The organism is Salinicola sp. CR57 (assembly GCF_003206585.1).
GTDB classification, from domain to species: Bacteria; Pseudomonadota; Gammaproteobacteria; order Pseudomonadales; family Halomonadaceae; genus Salinicola; species Salinicola lusitanus.
The window spans coordinates 258,597-276,347 of sequence record NZ_PZJL01000007.1; the positions used below are offsets into that span (position 1 = coordinate 258,597).

Annotated in this window: 14 protein-coding genes and 1 tRNA gene; 4 read left to right on the forward strand and 11 right to left on the reverse strand. The window is 65.6% G+C overall.

Annotated elements, in window-relative coordinates; all coding sequences use genetic code 11:
- The first annotated feature begins 5 nt into the window (after positions 1-5).
- Entirely contained in the window at positions 6-809 is an 804-nt protein-coding gene (locus DOM56_RS13970) for an aspartate/glutamate racemase family protein (RefSeq protein ID WP_110709727.1), read from the forward strand.
- 92 nt (positions 810-901) lie between these two features.
- On the opposite strand, the gene DOM56_RS13975 is transcribed toward DOM56_RS13970, so the two are convergent.
- Positions 902-978, reverse strand: a tRNA-Arg gene (locus DOM56_RS13975).
- Positions 979-1,204: 226 nt separating this feature from the next.
- On the opposite strand from DOM56_RS13975, the gene DOM56_RS13980 reads away from it, so the two are divergent.
- Together DOM56_RS13980 and DOM56_RS13985 are read left to right on the forward strand one after the other, a co-directional pair.
- Positions 1,205-1,987 carry a methyltransferase domain-containing protein gene (locus tag DOM56_RS13980; RefSeq protein WP_232822305.1) on the forward strand — a complete coding sequence of 261 codons (783 nt, stop codon included), beginning with the start codon at positions 1,205-1,207 and terminating at the stop codon, positions 1,985-1,987.
- On the forward strand, positions 1,987-2,994 hold the full coding sequence (locus DOM56_RS13985) for a methyltransferase (protein WP_110709729.1): 1,008 nt from the start codon (positions 1,987-1,989) through the stop codon (positions 2,992-2,994). The genes DOM56_RS13980 and DOM56_RS13985 overlap by 1 nt, the downstream gene beginning before the upstream one ends.
- Here the strand turns inward: DOM56_RS13985 and DOM56_RS13990 are convergent.
- The 6 genes from DOM56_RS13990 to DOM56_RS14015 form a co-directional block, all read right to left on the reverse strand.
- Positions 2,978-4,243 (reverse strand): HDOD domain-containing protein, encoded by a 1,266-nt coding sequence (locus DOM56_RS13990; RefSeq protein WP_110709730.1) that lies wholly within the window; start codon positions 4,241-4,243, stop codon positions 2,978-2,980. The genes DOM56_RS13985 and DOM56_RS13990 overlap by 17 nt on opposite strands.
- A gap of 96 nt (positions 4,244-4,339) precedes the next feature.
- A complete protein-coding gene (gene greB, locus DOM56_RS13995) occupies positions 4,340-4,882 on the reverse strand; it encodes a transcription elongation factor GreB (protein ID WP_110709760.1) in 543 nt (180 codons plus the stop codon).
- 73 nt (positions 4,883-4,955) lie between these two features.
- Positions 4,956-5,603 (reverse strand): glycosyltransferase, encoded by a 648-nt coding sequence (locus DOM56_RS14000; protein WP_110709731.1) that lies wholly within the window; start codon positions 5,601-5,603, stop codon positions 4,956-4,958.
- Positions 5,604-5,649: 46 nt separating this feature from the next.
- Entirely contained in the window at positions 5,650-6,255 is a 606-nt protein-coding gene (locus DOM56_RS14005; protein ID WP_198655787.1) for an SAM-dependent methyltransferase, read from the reverse strand.
- On the reverse strand, positions 6,252-7,043 hold the full coding sequence (locus tag DOM56_RS14010) for a PIG-L family deacetylase (RefSeq protein ID WP_110709732.1): 792 nt from the start codon (positions 7,041-7,043) through the stop codon (positions 6,252-6,254). The genes DOM56_RS14005 and DOM56_RS14010 overlap by 4 nt, the downstream gene beginning before the upstream one ends.
- Positions 7,040-8,164 (reverse strand): acyl-CoA dehydrogenase family protein, encoded by a 1,125-nt coding sequence (locus DOM56_RS14015; RefSeq protein ID WP_198655788.1) that lies wholly within the window; start codon positions 8,162-8,164, stop codon positions 7,040-7,042. The genes DOM56_RS14010 and DOM56_RS14015 overlap by 4 nt, the downstream gene beginning before the upstream one ends.
- Positions 8,165-8,338: 174 nt before the next feature.
- Between DOM56_RS14015 and DOM56_RS14020 the strand changes: the two genes are divergently transcribed.
- Positions 8,339-9,040: a hypothetical protein gene (locus tag DOM56_RS14020; RefSeq protein ID WP_232822306.1), complete on the forward strand. Its 702-nt coding sequence runs from the start codon at positions 8,339-8,341 to the stop codon at positions 9,038-9,040.
- Positions 9,041-9,079: 39 nt separating this feature from the next.
- Here DOM56_RS14020 and DOM56_RS14025 read toward each other — a convergent pair whose 3' ends face one another.
- The 4 genes from DOM56_RS14025 to DOM56_RS14040 form a co-directional block, all read right to left on the reverse strand.
- Positions 9,080-10,267: an HlyD family type I secretion periplasmic adaptor subunit gene (locus DOM56_RS14025; RefSeq protein ID WP_110709734.1), complete on the reverse strand. Its 1,188-nt coding sequence runs from the start codon at positions 10,265-10,267 to the stop codon at positions 9,080-9,082.
- Entirely contained in the window at positions 10,268-12,427 is a 2,160-nt protein-coding gene (locus DOM56_RS14030; protein WP_110709735.1) for a type I secretion system permease/ATPase, read from the reverse strand. It abuts the gene before it with no gap.
- Positions 12,424-13,830, reverse strand: coding sequence for a TolC family protein (locus tag DOM56_RS14035; RefSeq protein WP_110709736.1), 1,407 nt, complete (start codon positions 13,828-13,830; stop codon positions 12,424-12,426). The genes DOM56_RS14030 and DOM56_RS14035 overlap by 4 nt, the downstream gene beginning before the upstream one ends.
- Before the next feature lie 158 nt (positions 13,831-13,988).
- Positions 13,989-17,751: type I secretion C-terminal target domain-containing protein (locus DOM56_RS14040; protein WP_157958243.1), on the reverse strand; the 3,763-nt coding region annotated here is incomplete at its 5' end.

A 17,751-nucleotide genomic window follows, 5' to 3' on the forward strand; every position in this document is an offset into this window, starting at 1 on the left:
ATTTCATGGAATCGAGAGCCCTGCACCGGCCCATCGCGGTCTTCGATGCCGGAATCGGCAGCTACGCCATCGTGGCGGAGATACAGCGGCGATTACCTAGACAGGATGTGATCTACTTCGCGGATCGTGCCAGTTTTCCCTACGGGAACAAGGCGCCCGACGAGTTGGCTCGGGTCATGGAGCGGACGTTGCGCTTTCTGGAGAGTTTCGACCCCTCGGCCATCGTCATCGCTTCCAACGCGCCATCGATCACCGTACTCGAATCGGTGCGCCCCCTGACGCGCTTGCCGGTCTTCGGTGTCTTTCCACCCCTGGAGGCGGCGCTGGCAACCTCGACCAATCAGGCGGTGGGCATCATGGGCGTCGAGTCGCTGGTCGAAAGCGAGATGCTGGAGAGCTTCGTCGCGTCTCATGACCTCGCCGGTGCCAGTGTCGAGCTGATCAACGCCTCGAGCATGGTGGAGCTGGTCGAAAGCGGGGCGTTTCTGTTCGACCCGCAAGGCACACAGGCGAGCGTCGACGACTTCGTGGAGACCCTCTTTCGGCGGAAGCCCGATATCGATGTGTTGACGCTATCGAGCACGCACCTGCCATGGCTGAAGGCGTTTTTCGAGCGTGCGCGCCCTCAATGCCGGTTTCTGGACCCCGCCGAGAGTGTGGTGGCGAATCTTGGCTCCGGGACTGTGGGTGCGGGGAGAATCAGGACACTGGTCACGGAAGACGCGCGTTATTCGGTCAGCGATTTCCGGCGCATGCTGGATCGACTGGGCGTCGATCTCACGCTCGAGGTCGTCGAGGCGCCGCGGTGATGGACTCTCTCATCGGTGGCGTCAGGTTGCGCGATTCGCTCGCCAGTAAGCGTGCTAGGCTGCAGGGTCATGCCTGGTGGGAGAGATCGACTTGGTGCCCCCATCAGGATTCGAACCTGAGACCTTCCCCTTAGGAGGGGGACGCTCTATCCAGCTGAGCTATGGGGGCGAGATCGGTGGGCAGTGACGGCCGCCATGGAATGGACGGTGCATGCGTCTCTGGCGGCGCATAGTATAAGCGCCGGATTCGCCAAGATAAACCCGCTGGCGCTATTGCGCCGGGACGCTCTGCGTTGGCATTGGTACAATGCCGCCTTCCCGATTCGAGCCATCGCTATCTCATGCCTTGTTCTGATGACACCGCCTCGCGCACGCGGCACGGTAACGATATTCCCGTGAAAGAGGACCGGATCTTCGACGGCCTGGCCGACAAGTTCGCCAACAGCCTTTATGCCACGGCGCGCGGCCAGATCCGTCTGGCGGTGCTCGACGACTTGCTGTCCCACGCCCTGCCGCCGGAGGGTGGGCCGGCGCTGGATGTCGGCGGTGGCCTTGGCCAGATGAGCGGCTGGCTGGCCGAGCGGGGCCATCGCGTCACCCTGGCGGAACCCTCGGCGGACATGCTGGCGGGGGCGCGGGCCAGCTTCGGCGGGCTGCCTGTCCAGACGTTGCAGGCGCCAATCCAGGCGTTGCCCGAACTGGCTCCGGGGCCGTGGCCGTTGGTCGTCTGTCATGCGGTGCTGGAGTGGCTGGCGCAGCCGCGCGAGGCGTTCTCCATCCTGAACGCGTTGCTGGCGCCGGGCGGCCGGCTCTCCTTGATGGTGTTCAACCGCGATGCGCTGCGTTTCTCCAACGTGGTCAAGGGCAATCTCGACAAGGCGCTGGAGGATCGGCTGTCGGGCACCGGCCGGCGCCAACGCCTGACGCCGATCTCGCCGTTGACGCATGCCGATATCGAGCGCTGGTGTCGGGAGGAGGGGCTGGTGATCGAAAGTGTCGCCGGCATCCGGATTTTCCACGACTACCTGCGTGAGCGCTCACCGAGCGAGGCGCAACTCGAGACGATCATCGAGCTCGAGAAGCGTTACTGCCGGGTCGAGCCGCATTGGCGGCTGGGGCGCTACCTTCACTATCTGATTCGACGTGCCGACGGCACCGACCCCAAGGAGATGTCTTGATGGCGATGCAGTCCCCCGCCTGTCAGTTGCTGGCGCGCCAGGATGCCGATTATCGCGGCTGGCTGTGGGTCGCGCCGCCACGCGACGGCTGGTTGGAGTCGGGCGGAGGGCTGGTCTGGAGCGCGGACCTGGATGTTTGCTCGGCGTGGCAGCGGGCGGGGCGACCGGCCTACGACGCCTTGACGCCGCCACCCACCAAGGTGCCGGGGGCGGTGCTGTTCTGGCCCAAGAGTCATGCGTTGGGGGCATGGTGGTTGACGGCGCTGAATGCGGCGCTGCCAGCTGGCACGCCGCTGCAGATCGTGGGGGAGAACCAGGGAGGCATCAAGCGGGTTCCCAAGGTGCTGGCGGGCCTGGACCAGGCGTGTCGGAAACTGGATACGGCGCGCCGCTGCACCTTGTTCGCCACCCGCACTGCGGAAAACGCCGGTGATACCGAGTCCGTCTGGCGCACCTTGACGGTGGATGGCCTGACCCTGGCGACGCACCCGGGCGTCTTCGGCCATGGCAAGGTGGACGACGGCACCCGGCTGCTGATGGAGGCCGTGACCCGGTCGCCACTGCCGGCCTCCGGCAAGTCAGCGATCAGGGCCCTGGACGTGGGGTGTGGCGACGGCATTCTGACGGCCTGGCTGGCCCGAGAGGGGTGCGAGGTCACGGCGGGAGACATCAACGCGTTCGCGGTCGAGGCGACCCGTCGCACCCTGGCGGCCAACCGGCTGAGCGGCCGCGTCGTCCAGAGTGATGTCTACGGGCAGATCGACGCCACCTTCGACGCCATCGTCAGCAATCCGCCGTTCCACCAGGAGCGAGCCATCGATTACGGGCCCGCCGAGAGATTGATCAAAGAGGCGCCGGCGCATCTCGTCGGCGGCGGCAGTCTGACCCTGGTCGCCAACGCCTTCCTGCCGTATCCCGAGTGGCTGCGAGCCGCCTTCGGTGATTTCGAGGTGTTGGCCGATGATCGACGTTTCCGGGTTTATCGGGCGATCAAAGCCTGGCGTTAGTCTGCAGCTCCCTCATGGATTGCAGGGCACGCTGATTGGCCTCGCCAACGTTCGCGGGCTTGATGCCCAGTGAATTCAGGCATGCCCAGGGAATCTCGTTCCACTCGCCGCTCTCCAGCCGAGTCGCGGCCTCCAGCAGCGTGCCGACCGGACCCTCCTGACGCAGCAGCGCAGCCGTGATCGAGGCGTGCAGGGGAAGGGATTCGACGAGTTCCTCGAGGGGCCGATTGAAAAAGGCTTCCAGGTAGGAGAACAGACCGGCGATAAAGGCCTTTTCGGCCAGATCCGGGTCCCCGAATGCCAGTTCACGGCACAGACAGGCGCGTGACAGCGCAAGCTGCTGCAGGGATTCCGGCTTGTCCTCCATCTCCGAGAGCGCCAGCAACGTGGCTAGGCTGCGGATACGGTGAGTGCCGATCAGGGCCACGGCCTGGTGCAGTGAGGTGATGTGGACCCGGCGCTGATACTGTGCCGTATTCACCAGCCGCAGCAGGCGTACACCCAGCGTCGGGTCGCGCTCGATGGCCGAAGAGATTTCGCCCACGCTGACTTTGGGTTTGTTGAGCGTCGCGATGAGCTTGAGGATGGCGAGGCGGTCGGTGGTGACCGCCGCGCCGTGAACGAGCTGGGGGCGAGCGAGGAAGTAGCCCTGGAACAGATCGCAGCCGGCTTGCTGGCAGCACCGGATATCCTCCTCCGTCTCCAGTTTTTCCGCCAGGATCCTGAGCTTCGGGTAATGGCGGCGTAACTGTCGGACGATATGATCGAACCCTTCCGCGCTGTAGTGCGGGTACTCGAGCTTGACGATATCCACGAATGGCAGGCAGGGGTGGGTGGCGTCGGCTTCCGCGTAGTCGTCCAGCGCGAGGGTGAATCCCCGCTGCCGCAAGGCTTGCAACTGGTCGCGGAGGGCGTCGTCGAACGGGATGTCTTCGAGCAGCTCGACGACGAGTCGCGAGGCGTCGAACGGCAGGTCGTCGCTCAGCGTCTCGGCGGTGAAATTCACGAACAGCGGCTTGCCCTGGCTGACCGTGTTCAGGTCGCCCTGGGTAAAGGCATTCAGCAGGACGGTACTGGTCGCCCGGTTGCCATCGAATGGTATCGGCATCGGGCCGCCATCGGTGGGACGGAACAGCAGCTCGAATGCGACGATGTCCAGGGAGGCGTCGAAAATCGGCTGCCGCGCGAACAGAACCGCTGGGGGTTCGCTGGCCTCCTGCATGGGCTGTCCTCGGTGGATATCGTTCATCTCGATTCGTCGACGCCACTACTGTCGAGTTTGTCTATCGGCCGTTATGCCACTTTCTGAATCCATGGTGATTCATTTAAAGGTCTAATAGACTTTTTACTGACGATCGAGGTCCGTGTAGCGAATGTCGGTGACGATATAGTGGGTCTCGCCGCCGGGCGCCGCGACCACGACGTCGTCGTCCAGCGCTTTCCCCAGCAGTGCCCGGGCCAGGGGGGCATCGACGCTGATCCAGTGCTTGCCGGTATCGGTTTCGTCATGGCCGACCAGGCGTACCCCAAGCTCCTCCCCGTTGTCGTCTTCCAGCGTGACATAGGCGCCGAAGTAGACCCTTCCCGTATCCGCCGGCAAGCGATCGACGACCTGCAGCTCGTCCAGGCGCTTGCGCAGATAGCGGATTCGCGCGATGACCCGGTTGAGCTCCTTCTTATTGTAGGTGTAGTCCGCATTTTCGCTGCGGTCACCTAGTGCGGCGGCTTCACCGACCTTGGTCGATAATTGCGGACGTTTGACGCGGGAGAGATGATCGTGAATGCCCTGAAGCCGATCGAAACCCTGTGGCGTGATCAGATTGCTTTTCTTCTCCTGGCGCGGATCCTTCTTGGGATCGCGCCAGCGAGTCATGTTCCGTCCTTGCATCGAGGTGGCGTCTCCAACGACCTGAGAATGGCGGTAGCCTAACGCGAATGCCACGGCGCCCGCCATTGACGTCCTACTCGAGCGACTGCAGCAACGCCCCCAGCCCCCCCGGCGCCCGGGCGGCCCGGCGGGAACTCGTTCTGACCCGCATCTCCTGCAACCAGTCGACGGTAAATCCCCGCTGGCGGAGTGCTTCGACCAACGCGACATCCTCGTCAGCGGTCAATGGCGAAAAGCCCCCCACCGCGAGATAGGCAGCGACACTCACACCGAGATTGGCGCCGTGGATGTGATGGCCGTCCGGTGTTGCCCGGCGACTGTCGAGGTAGCGACGCCGGAGCGCGCGAGGCAGCGTTTGCCAATCGAGCAGATGGACACTGCCGCACACCACGTCGGCGGTGCTGGCTATCTGGCGCGCCAGCCAGTCGTCTTCGACGACCGTGTCGGCGTCGGTGAAGGCCAGCCACCGCGCGCCCTGGTCGATCGCCCAGCACGCCCCGTGATGCCTGGCTCGGCCGACGTTGGTAAAGGCGACCTCGAGCCGCGCGACGCCGGCCTGGCAGGCGATCGCTGCAGAGCCGTCCCGACAGGCGTCCAGCACGATCACGATCCGAACGGGTTCGGCCTGCAAGGCCGGATGCGTGGCAGCGACCTGCAGCGAAGCGATACAGGCGCCGAGTGTCTCCTCCTCGTCATGCGCGGGCACCACGATACCGATCAAGGCGCGGGACTCCGCAGCACCGGGTGTCGCCTGGTTGTCGCCAGCGTCATCTCGATTCTCCCGCCGGTACGGTCTCGGATGCCTCTCCGGACCACAGCTCGATTCGAAAGTCCGGCTCGACCAGGCTCGATACCGCGGTCAGCCCCAGTTGCTCGTGCAGACACTCATGCACGGCATCGCCGGAGCGGTAGCCGTCGGCTAGGGAGTGGCGCCAGTGGCAGGCAATGAAATCGCCGGCGGGTGCCATAGCTCGCTGTAGCGACTGTAGCGTGGCCCCCAATGCTGTCTCGTCCAGGTAGTAACCTATCTCGCTGAACACGATCAGGTCGAAGGCGGCCAAGGGCAGGGCAGTGGGGAGCTCGCGTCGTTCGAAGCGCACATGGTCGAGATGCCCAAGCCGCTTTCTGGCGTGAGCCACGGCGCTGGCGCTGGCATCCCAACCGGTGAAGCTGTCGCAGCGCCGGGCCAGCTCAGCGCTCAGCGCGCCCACCGAACAGCCGGGCTCGAGGCCGTGGCGGTAGCGCTCCCGGCGCAGCATGGCGAGGGTCAAGGCGCGCTTGCGGGCTTCGTACCAGCGTGTGTCGCATCCCCAGGGGTCGGGAGAACTGGCATGGAGCCGCTCGAAATGGTCCATCAGCGAGGCTTCGCTCATGTCAGCACCACCTCGTGGTCCTGCAGGAGACGGGCAAGCGTGAGCGACGACAGAACGGCGGGCCGGCCCGTCGACGGGTCGGGCTCGCACTGGCTGGCATGTTCGGTCATCGCCGCTCGCTTGCGCGCGAGTTGATCGTGATCGACGGTAACGCGCCGGGCCCGGTGCCAGGGGATGCGCTTGTCCTCGGGCTTGGCCCAGTGCCACATCCAGATCGGCAGTTCGACCAGCGCCAGCCGGTGGTCGTCGGCGAGCTGGGCGCAGACGCGCCCCGCAGCCTCATGGTCCGGGTGGCCGTCACCGCGCCAGGTGGTGACGAGCACGTCGCCGGGCCGGAGGAGCCAATGCAGGCGATGGGCCAATTCATGGGCCTCCTTGTTGACCCGGGTGTCGGTGAGGTGCAGCCGGATGACGTCCACCTCCTCGAGACCGAGCCGCGACAATGCCCGCCGGCTCTCCTCGGGTCGCACCTGGCCCAACCGCTCCGGCGGCCAGGCGGAAGAGCCGGGGTGGCTGCCGGTTCCCTCCGTGACCGCCACGATCAACAACTCGCGACCCAGTGCCGACCACTGCTGCAGCAGCGCGCCGCAACCGAGAATCTCGTCGTCGGGATGGGGGGCAACGACCACGGCGCGGGAGCCTGCGGGCACCAGCGTCCCGGCATCGACCGCGGGAAGCGCCGAGAGACCTTGCCATTGCCGCCACTCGGCGAGCGGCGTGCCGTCGCCGACGGTTCGGCGGTCATCGGCGGCCGTGGCCGCTTCGGACCCCGTGGCTTCGTGATTCATGACATCAATCTCCATCCATGGTGAGGGGATGCGTCACTGGGGAGCGGCGCCTTGTCGTCCTGGCGCCGTTGCAGCAAGTCGCGGCCTATCGACTCGAGATCCCGCTCCGCGTGGGTCTGGCGCACGAAGACCGGCAGGTCCGCCATCATCCGGGCGAAGGCCGCGTCGCGACAGTAGGGCGCGGCGCCCAGCGCCCGCCCGGCGTGCTCGATGATCGTCGCGACCATGTCGTCGATCGCGGCCCTGACCGATAGCGCGATAAACTGGGCATTCTCTGCCGGATGAGCATCGATCCAGGCGGCCGCCTCGCGCAGTCTCGCGGCGCCGTTGTACAGGGCGAGATCCACCATGCCGAGATGGGCCAGGCGATGGGGATCGCCCGGGGTGGCCCCGGCCAGCAGGGTCTCACCGATCCGTCGTGCGCCACCCCACCAGCAAGCCGCAACGCCGATACCGCCCTGCCAGAAGCCGGGTCGTCGAAGGTAGGCTTCGGGGTCGCCGACCAGGGTGGCCTCGACGTTCTCGAACTCGACCTCGACGCTGGCAGTCGCGGCCATGCCGACCGCCGCCCAGCCACGCGTCGTCACCTGAACACCGGGCTGGGACAGGTCTACGGCGGCGAGACAGGGGATTTCCTCGAACCAGCCGGTGACCAGCGCATGGGTCAAGGCATGCGCCCCGGAACACCACGCCTTGGTGCCGTCGAGAACGACGTCGTCGCCATCGACCAGCGCTCCCGTCCGTCCGGAAGCCTGCCGCAGTGTCAGGCGGGCGAAGGGAGGCTCTGCTGCCCAGACGCCCCAGCGCGCCGTGGCGGGATAGCGGCCGAGCCTGGATATCTCGGCCAGAATCGCCAGGGCGTCGGTATGCCCCTCGAACAGCTTGGCCAGGCCGAGATCGAGCGCGGCGATATCCGATAGACGTTGCCATCGGGCAAGTGTTCTTCCCTGCGCGGGGAGATCGATCCGGTCGAGTCGCGATGCCACGAGATGCCGCAGACGTCGCGCCAGTGATTCGGGATCGGCAGCGGGGTGGGGCCAATCGGCGGTAAGCCGGCGCAGCGACGCGGCAAACTCGGAAGCGGATAGGCAGGGGGGAACCGACTCCATGACATCTGTCACGACGATCTACCTCGACAGGCGGCACGTCGGTGCCTCTCACCCCTGAGCGTAGACGTTATTCAGTTTTCGGCAGCCATTTCGAGGTCCAGGCCCAGAGCCTGCGACTAAAACCCTATAGTGGTGAATTCAAACGCTCGTTAGATTGCAACGATGGCTCGTTCAGGAGTGGCACCGATGGCTCTTTCAGGTATTGCGGCAGTGCAACGACAATGGCGGCAGCGTTTTCCCTCTTACCGCTCCTGGCGCCGGCCGGTGCTGCGGATCGGCGTGGCGGTGGGGCTCCTGTTCGCGGCAGCGACCGCCGTGGCGCAGACGCCGGATGCGACCCTGTTCTCCCTCATGCAGCGGTGGGGCAACGTCGAATACCAGATGCAGGGCGACGCCCGCATGAAAGCGTTCGCAGACCTGGCCAACGAAGCCGATGCGCTGGCCAGGAATCAGCCGGACAACGCCCATGTGCTGACGGCCCAGGGGGTCGTCCTGGCGTCCTACGCCAAGGCGAAGGGCGGCCTGGGGGCGCTGGACCTGGCCAAGCGGGCGCGTACGGCGCTGGAAAAGGCGATCGCCATCGACCCCCAGGGCGAGAACGGCTCGGCCTACGTGACATTGGGTGCGCTCTACCAGCACGCGCCGGGCTGGCCGATCGCGTTCGGCGATTCGGACAAGGCGGGGGAGCTACTGCGGAAGGCGGTGGATATCCGACCCGACGGCATCGATACCAACTTCTACTATGCCCAATATCTGGAGGATGAAGGCGAGCATGCCCAGGCCCTCGACTACGCACGGCGGGCGGTGGCGGGGCAGGCGCGGGCGGATCGCAGCTCCGACGAAGCACTGCGCCAGCAGGCAGAGCGCTGGCTCGCCGAACATGGGTAAGCCATTACCGCCAGCGCCGTTGCACGACGCTGGCAAGCCTCAATAGAGTTTTGCTTTCAGCAGCGGCTTGAGCAGGTAGTCCAGCACGCTGCGCTCGCCGGTCTGGATATCGACCTGGGCAATCATGCCGGGGATGATCGGTAGCTCCTTGCCATGGTGCGTCAATGAGCCACTGTCGGTGCGGATATAGACCTTGTAGTAGGATTCCGTGCCCCGCGGCGTCTCCTCTTCTATGGTATCGGCACTGATCTGCTCGACCGTGCCTTCGAGGTCGCCGTAGATCGTGTAGTCGTAGGCGGTGATCTTGACGCTGGCCGGCATGCCGGGCGCCAGGAACGCAACGTCCTGCGGCTTGATCTTGGCCTCGAGCAGCAGCTGGTCTTCCAGCGGAATCACCTCCATGATGGTCTCGCCCGGGGGCACCACGCCACCCCGGGTGGTGTAGTTGATCGCGTTGACCCGGCCATGCACCGGCGAGTGAAGCTCGGTACGCTGGTACTGATCCTGGCGCTGCACCAAGACCTGCTCCAGCGACGACAGCTCGCCCTTCTTGTCCGTCAGTTCGGTGTAGGCGTCCTGCACGTAACTGTTCTGGATCTCGGCGCGCTTGCCACGCAGCGAGGCGATATCCTGCTGCAGCTGCAGCGCCTCCATCTGGCTGACGGCCTTGCGCTCGACCAGCGGCTGGATCAGGTTCAGCCGCCGGCTGGCCATCTGGATCTCGTGGTCCAGGGAGTCGGTGGCCTCGCGCAGCTTTTCCCGGCGGGCGTGGAACAGCTCGCGCTCGGAGCGGGCCAGCGAGCTCTGGGCGTCGACGTCCGCCGGGAAGTCGATGCTATCCGCCTCGAGCACCTCGGTCTGCAGCCTGGCGATGGCGGCTTTCAGCGCCTGGACCTGGTTTTCCGTCTCCTGGTAGGCACTGCGGAAGCGCGTACCGCTGAGCTTGACCAGCAACTGGTCCTTGTCGACGATATCGCCTTCGCGCACCTTGATCTCATCGATGATCCCGCCTTCCAGACTCTGGATCGACTGGATGCGGCTGACCGGAATCACGCGGCCCTGGCCGTGGGTCACCACGGCGATGTGCGCCCAGGCGGACCAGCCGATGAAACTGAGCAGGCAGACGAGGACGGCCCACACCACGGGGCGGGCGAGCGGATGGCGCAGGTTGGCCCGCGGGTCGCCAAGCTGGCGCTGCAGCTCCTGGTCGCTGAGTGTGGTAGCCATCTAGCGTCCCTCCCTCGGGCTCGGGTTGCCGGAAGCGATCCGATTGCCCTGCACGACCTGGTCGAGGTTGCCCTGCATTGCCAGCTTGCCCTCGCGCAGGACGATGGCGCGCTCGGTGAGGTCCAGCAGCGGCTTCTTGTGAGTCGAGACGATCAGCGTGCGACCTTCCATCCACCGTTTGAGGAATGCCACGGCGCGTTTTTCGTTATTCTGGTCGAAAGCGGCCGTGGGCTCGTCCATCAGTACGATGCGGGGATCCTGCAGCACCAGCCGGGCGAGGCCGATGGCCTGACGCTGTCCGCCGGAGACGCTGCCGCTGGAGGCGATCGGCAACTCCAGCCCTTGGGGATGACTACGCACGAATCGGCCCAGGCCGACGCCGTCCAGCGCCTGGAAGATCTCCTCGTCCTCGTAGGCCGCGCCATCCAGGGTCAGATTGTCCCGCAGGGTGCCGTAGAACAGCGCGATATCCTGAGGGAGATAGCCGATCGCCTGGCGCCGGTCGGCGGATTCGATCTGGGTGATATTGATGTCGTCGAGCATCACGCGGCCGGCGGTGGGCTCGACGAAACCGGAAAGCAATCGCAGCAGGGTCGATTTTCCGGCACCGTTGCCGCCCAGCAGCGCGATCCGCGAGCCCGCCTCGATCGTCAGTTCGTCGAGTTGCAGCGCGGCTGGCCCTTCTTCCTGATGGCGGACCACGACCTCTTCCAAGCGATAGTCGCCTCGAAGCCGGGGTTTACGGACTTTCTGGCCGGTGCCGCTTTCGTTGGGGGCCTGCATCAGTTCGTCCAACCCCTCGACCGCCGCCTTGACGTGCTGCCAACGGGCGAGCAGGGCGCTGGTCTGGCCCATCGGGGCGATGGCCCGCGAGCCGAGGATGGAGCAGGCGATCAGCGCGCCGATGGTCATATCACCGGCGCTGATGCGATAGACGCCGACGATGACGATGCCGACGTACCCCAGTTGCTGCAACAGGGAGGCCGAATGCGTCAGCATGCTGGTGACGGCTCTCAGCCGAATCGAGGCGTTGGAGAGCTGCGCCGAGAGCGACTCCCACAGCGCCAGGTTTCTGCCCTCGGCCCGCGTTGCCTTGACGGTCTCGAGCTGGTCCAGCGACTCCAGCAGCACGCCGTTCTTGACCGCGCCCTCGCGCAGGTTCTCACGAGCCAGCCTGGCCAGATAGCGCTGCAGCAGGAGCCCGGGGAGGATCATGCCGGCGATGGCGGCCACCGGTACCCATGCCACCGGGCCGCCGATCCAGGCGATGATCAGCACGAATAGCGCCACGAAGGGCAGGTCGCTGATGGCGCCGGCGGTGGCGGAAGTAAAGAACTCGCGGACCGATTCGAACTCACGTACCTGGCTGGTGAATGCACCGGTGGAGGAGGGCTTGGCGTTGAGGCGCAGGCGAACCGCCTGCTCGAAGAGTTTCGACGAGAGTTCGAGATCCAGGCGCTTGCCGATCACCTCCAGCAGGTGTGCCCTTAGCCCCTTGAGCAGGAACTCCAGCAGCACCGCCAGCGCTACGCCGCTGGCCAGCACCCACAGCGTATCGAAGGCGGCGTTGGGAACGACACGGTCGTAGACCTGCATCGCGAACAGGGCGGTGGATATCGCTAGGACATTGGCGGCCAGGGCGGCGACGCCAACTTCGGCATAGGCGGGCCAGCAGGCTCTCAACGGCTCCTTCAGCCAGTGTTTGGGAGCCGCCTGGGCGAAGTTGCCGGCACGGTCGTCGCTGCGGGCGGCCGGCCGAGCGAAGATCGCCGTGCCGCTGTAGAGAGAGTCCAGGGCTTCCGGTGTCATCGTCTCCTCGCCGCCGTCGGCTTCGGGAAGAGCGATGCGGGCTTCCTCGCCGTCCAGCGATTCCAGCAGTGCCGTATCGCCGCTCTCGAGAATCAGCAGCGCCGGCAGCAATCGCGGCGAGATATCCTTCAGCGAGCGTCGGCTCACGCGGGCTCTGACCCCGGCCCGGCGCAGGGCGCGGGAGACTTCCCTCAGCGGCAGCCTTCCCTGCTCCAACGGCAGCCCGTCGCCGAGCTCCGACAGGGAGGTGGGGCGGCCGAGGCGACGGCACAGCAGTACCATGCCCTCTCGCAGCGGGTCACTGCTCTCGTCGATCGGATCCGTGAAATGTTGGGAGGAGGAGAGGCTCATGGGATGTCATCTCCCAGGCGGCCCGTGATCAACGGGTTGATCAGTCCCAGTTGAGAAGCGGCGCGATATTGGATGCGCTTCTGCTGACTCTCCAGGTCGATCAGCTGGCGGCGAGCCGAGAACGCTTCCTGCCGGATCGTCAGCAGATCGTTGACGTCGCGCAACCCCACGGAGAACTGGTCGTCGTAGAGATCGCCCACGGATCGGGCCTCCTCGACCTGGTCGGTCAGCGCCTGCTGGCGCTGGCGGTAGACTTCGGCATTCTCGATCAAGGTCAGCACGCTGCGGCGGATTTCTCGGCGCTGGCTGTCGACGCGGTAACGGGCGGCCTCGAGCCGTTGCCGGGCGGCGTCTGGACGCTGGAAGTTGGCCAGCCCCTGTAGCGTGTCCATTCGCAGGCGCAGCCCGATCACCGAGTCGTTCTGCAGTTCGCCCCCGATCTGGCGCCGCTCCAGCGAACCTTCGAGATTGAGCTGCGGTTTGAGTGACGCCTGGGTCTCGTCCAGGTCGGCCTGTGCCTGTTCGGCGGTCGCCACTGCCTGCCGGTAGGCCGGCGCCGCCACGATCCACTCTTCCAGTCTCGCGTCATCCAGACGGTCGGTGAGGGTCTCCGGATCGGGCGTATCCAGCGCATCCGGGGAGGCCCCGACCAGTACTCGGAACTGCTGACGTGCATCGTTCAGCGAACCGCGTTCCGTGGCCAGATCGCCGCGGGCCTGGGCCAGGTCCAGTGCCACGCGCCCCTGCTCGCTGCTGTCGGTATAGCCGGTGCTGCCGCGATCCCGGGTCAGGCTGCGCAGTTCCTCGAGCTGATCGACGTAACGCTGGGTCACTTCCAGCCGACGCCTGGCGGCCAGGATGTCCAGGTAGGCTTCGGCGATATCGAGCGCGGCCTCCTCCTCGGCTACACCGAGCGCTCGACGAGCCTCACGTTCCGCAGCGCTGGCGCTGGCAACCTGGCTATCGACGCGGCCCCAGTCGTAGAGCATCTGGCGGGCCGAGGCCTCGTAGCCGAACTCGCTGAAGGGAAACTCCTCCGGACCCGCCGAGAGGTCGACGGTGGGGAAGTAGCCCCACTCGGCGATATCCACCTCGGTACCGGCGGCGCTGGCATCGGCGATCGCCGCGCGGACCGTCGGGTTGATTGCCAGCCCCCGACGCACGGCATCCTCGAGCGACAGCGGCCCGGAGCGCGAGGTGGGGCGAGACCGACTTTCGGTATCGGTGGGCCTGATCGTCGATGTCGTCGAGGGCGACCAGGGTTCGGTCGGCAGCGTCGCGTTGATCCTCGGGACGACCTTGGGCGCCCCGCGGCCGGTGGCCTCGTGGTCGACGGCATTCCACCAGTCGGCTTCCTGACCCTTTGCCAGGGTAGGCGCTAGACAGACGACGATTGCCAGCATGCGTATAGACCACCTTTCTGCGTGTTGGGATAAGTCGTCGATGACCGTTTTTCCTTCTGCCTGCGATATTCCTCTGCTGGCGACATCACGTCGCCAGCGTTGTTGTCGATGGTGGCCGACGCCGCGGCCCACGGGGAGCGGCGGCGTCCGGCCATCGCTCAGGTCTCGACCTGGACGGTATCCTGCTCGACCTGGATGGTGGTATCTCCGAAGGTGTACTGGTCATAGGCGGTACCGCCCAGCGTGATGGCGCCGTCGGCCGTCGCCCCCTGGATATTGAGCGTGTCCTGCTCGTCGCCGGTGACCTGCAGCACGTTGTCGTCATCGGTCATGGCATCGACGACTTCGGCACTCAACGTTGCGGTGCTGGCCTCGTCGCCACTGCCCAGGTCCAGCCGCTCGATATTGGTGATGGGGCCGAGGCCGCCGTTGACCATGTCGAGGTCGATGCCACCGTCGAGCAGCAGGGTGTCGAACCCGTCGCCACCGTCGATCGAGGCGAAGCCGTTACCACTGGTCACGATCAGGTCGTCTCCGGCGCCCGCGTTGAAGGTGTCGGCACCGTTGCCGTCGATCAGCAGGTCGTTACCGGCGCCACCGTTGAGGGTGTCGTCTCCCGCGCCGCCGCGCAGCAGATCGTTGCCATCACCGCCGTTGAGGGTGTCATTGCCCTCGTAGCCGTAGAGGCGCTGGCTGCCGGCGCCACCATCGAGCGTCTCGTTGGCGCTGGTGCCCTCGACGATGTTGTCGTTGTTGCCCAGCAGCGTGCTCAGGGCGTCCAGGTTGGCCAGCTCACCGAGCGAGTCCGTGGCGGTGCGGCCGTCGCTGTCAGTGGCGGTAATGCTGGTCGCGTTGAGCAGCGAGAGCTGGAGGTCGACACCGAGCCCCAGCAAGCCGTCGGTATCGGCGAACGCCACGGTGGCCAGCAATTCGTTGATCGCCAGATTGTCGATCGTGCCGCCATCTGCGGCGGTGATGGTGACGCTGGCGGAGGGCGCGACCAGACCGAGCAGCCCGGGGTCGCTATCGAAGGCCAGGTTGAGTCCCAGTTCGTCGGCCATCTGCTGGGAGGCGGTGAACTCGAGAGCGTTCAGGTTGAGGCTGAGCAGCGGCTGATAAGCCACCGTCACCGATTGCAGGTTGCCATCCGCGTCCGCGGCGAAGAAGTCCTGGTCACCGAAATCGATCAGGCCCAGCAAGTCCACCCCGGCAATGCCGAGCAGCGAGGAGGAGTTGGCCTGGACGATGGGAGCGACGTTGTCGGGATCGGGTGTCGGCGGTGTCTGGCCGGTGCTGTCGAACTCGACACTGGTGCCGGCAGTATCGCCATCGCCGTCGGAGATCACTGCGTCGACACCGGTCGAGACGCTGCCCGAGAGGTCGGTATCGGCCGAGGCGTCATCGACGATCAGATTGCCGTTGGCCAGCAGCGTCTCGATGATCGCGAGGTCGCTCGCACCGCTGGCGGTCAAATCGACGCCCTGCAGCGTGATGATCTGATCCGCTGCCGCTTCTTTGGCGGCGGCATCAGTCAATCCCTGGAACGCGCCGGCGCTGCTGACGTAGACCAGCGTGGCAGTACCGACCAGCGCAAAGTGCAGGTAGTTGGTGAGGTTGCCGGCATTCCTGCCGACTTTTCCCTCACCTTGGAGCAGGCTGCCAAGATCGAGAATGTCTCCTCCAGAAGAGACGCGGCTGGCGTTGAAATCGGTCACGGTGTCGTTGGCGGGTGCGCCGACGCTGCCCTGATGGCCCGCTTCCCAGCGGAAGACATCATTGCCGGTACCGCCGGTCAGCGTGTCGTTGCCAGTGCCACCGATCAAAATGTCATTACCGCTCCCGCCGAGGAGCGTGTCGTTGCCGGCACCGCCGCGCAGCAGGTCGTTACCCTCGCCGCCGTTGAGCGTATCGTTGCCGCCGTAGCCGTAAAGACGGTCGTTACCGGTGGTGCCGTTCAGGGTATTGGCGTTGGCATTACCCTGGACCAGGTAGGTGGGGACATTGCTCTGCAGCAACCCGAGGCTGAGAAGGTCGCTGTTGGAGGTGCTGGTGGTATTGCCTTGTGCATCCGTTGCGGAGATCGATACCGTCGATCCCAGGCCGATATTAGCCAGGCCGGAACTGAAGTAGACCGATCCGAGAAACTCGTTCAGTGCCTGGTTGTCGATGGTGCCGCCGTCGCTGGCGCTCACCGTGATCGAGGCATCGAAATCCAGTAGCGCGAGATTGTCGACGCTGTAGGTCAGGCCCAACTCGTTGGCCAGTGCCTGGGAGGCCCTGAACCCGGCGCCAACGCTAATGCTGAGGGCCGTCAACGAGACAGTGACCGAGGTGATGTCGTTATTGGCATCGGTGGCGGCGAACGCTTGCTGGTCGCTGAAGTCGGCGAGTCCCAGCGCCTCGACCCCTACCAGCCCCAGCAGGCTATCGTCTGCGCCTAGGGCGACCACCGGCGCCGCTTCCGGCTCCGGATCCAGCAGGTTGGCGCCGGACGCATCGTAGTCATAGCTGCCGTCCTGCAGATTGACGGTCAAGGTCTCGCCCTTGACGGTCTGGATCGTCAACTCCCCGGAGCCGCTGTCGTAGTCTCCATCCTCGAACGGGACGACCAGCTCGGAACTGCCGGTCGCGGAAACGCTGTCGGTCTCCGGGTCGTAGCTGAAGGTGTAGCCGTCGATGGTGAGTTCGGAGACGTAGCCGCCATCGGCACCGTAGCTCTCGACGAAGCTGCCCGTCGCCGTTGTGGAGTCGGTATCGATCTCGAAGAATGCCGGCTGCGCGGCGACGGGGACATCGTCGGTCAGGTTGACGGTCAGTTCGCCGCTGCTCTCGTTACCCAGTTGATCGCTGGCGGTGACATCGAATCCCAGCGCCAGGATGTCGGCGCCAGCCAGCGGATGGTCGAGCGCCTGCGACTGGGTGTAGGTGTAGGCTCCGGTCGTGCTGACTGTCAGCGTGGCCACGGTCGTGCCATTCGCCGTCCCGTTCAGGGTGTAGACCCCCTCGCTGAAGCTGCCGCTCCAGTCGACGGTTTCACCTCCGGCGGTGATGCCCGCCGGGCCGCCGACAGTAATGGATTCGACCCCACTGCCGCTGTCGTCGATCGTCATGGTACCGGAGACCGTGACAGTGGCCGCTCCATCCAGGCCTGCTTCGCTGATATTGGCCGCAGCGTCGTCAACGGCTGGCGCGGTCTGATCCAGCGTGACGCTGTCACCGTCGACCATAGCGGTATTGCCGGCCGTGTCGGTGATCTCCAGCGAGCTGGTGATCTCGCCATCGGCGAGCCCGGAGAGATCGACCGTGAACGTGCCATCGGCAGCGACATCGGCCGTGGCGGTATCGCCATTGACGTCGGTGAAGGTGGCGACCGCCGTGGCGTCGTCATCCAGGCCGCTGACGGTGTAGCTGGCCGTACCGGCTTCGTCGGTGCTGACCAGACCATCGTCATCATTGCTGGTCAGTGTTGCCAGCGGCGCGGCATCGGCGGTGGTATCCAGCGTTGCAGTGTCGGAGACCGTACCATCGTTGCCGGCGGCATCGGTGACCGTGAGAGTCGCGGTCAGTTCACCATCTGCCAGACCGGAGAGATCGGCGATGTAGGAGAACGATCCATCGGTGACGTCAATGTCGATGCCTTCGACCACCACGGGCTCGCCGCCATTGGCGCTGGTGATGGTCAGCGTGCTGATCGATGCACCGTCCTCGACCTGACCGATGATGGTGACGCCATCGGCATCGGCCGCATTGTAGATGCCGTCATCGTCGACGAAGGTCACGGTGTTGATGCCATCGCCGTCGCCTGGCGCGGTGACATCCAGCGTCACGCTATCGCCGGTTACCGTTGCGCTGTTGCCGGCGGTATCGGTGATCGCCAGCGAGCTGGTGATTTCCCCATCGGCCAGGCCGGAGAGATCGACG

Excerpts from the sequence above, each read along its gene's own strand:
- DOM56_RS13970 (WP_110709727.1), top strand. The coding sequence starts at position 6 with ATGGAATCGAGAGCCCTGCACCGGCCCATCGCGGTCTTCGATGCCGGA.
- DOM56_RS13985 (WP_110709729.1), top strand. The coding sequence starts at position 1,987 with ATGGCGATGCAGTCCCCCGCCTGTCAGTTGCTGGCGCGCCAGGATGCC.
- DOM56_RS13990 (WP_110709730.1), bottom strand. The coding sequence starts at position 4,243 with ATGAACGATATCCACCGAGGACAGCCCATGCAGGAGGCCAGCGAACCC.
- greB (WP_110709760.1), bottom strand. The coding sequence starts at position 4,882 with ATGCAAGGACGGAACATGACTCGCTGGCGCGATCCCAAGAAGGATCCG.
- DOM56_RS14005 (WP_198655787.1), bottom strand. The coding sequence starts at position 6,255 with ATGAGCGAAGCCTCGCTGATGGACCATTTCGAGCGGCTCCATGCCAGT.
- DOM56_RS14010 (WP_110709732.1), bottom strand. The coding sequence starts at position 7,043 with ATGAATCACGAAGCCACGGGGTCCGAAGCGGCCACGGCCGCCGATGAC.
- DOM56_RS14020 (WP_232822306.1), top strand. The coding sequence starts at position 8,339 with ATGGCTCTTTCAGGTATTGCGGCAGTGCAACGACAATGGCGGCAGCGT.
- DOM56_RS14025 (WP_110709734.1), bottom strand. The coding sequence starts at position 10,267 with ATGGCTACCACACTCAGCGACCAGGAGCTGCAGCGCCAGCTTGGCGAC.
- DOM56_RS14030 (WP_110709735.1), bottom strand. The coding sequence starts at position 12,427 with ATGAGCCTCTCCTCCTCCCAACATTTCACGGATCCGATCGACGAGAGC.
- DOM56_RS14035 (WP_110709736.1), bottom strand. The coding sequence starts at position 13,830 with ATGCTGGCAATCGTCGTCTGTCTAGCGCCTACCCTGGCAAAGGGTCAG.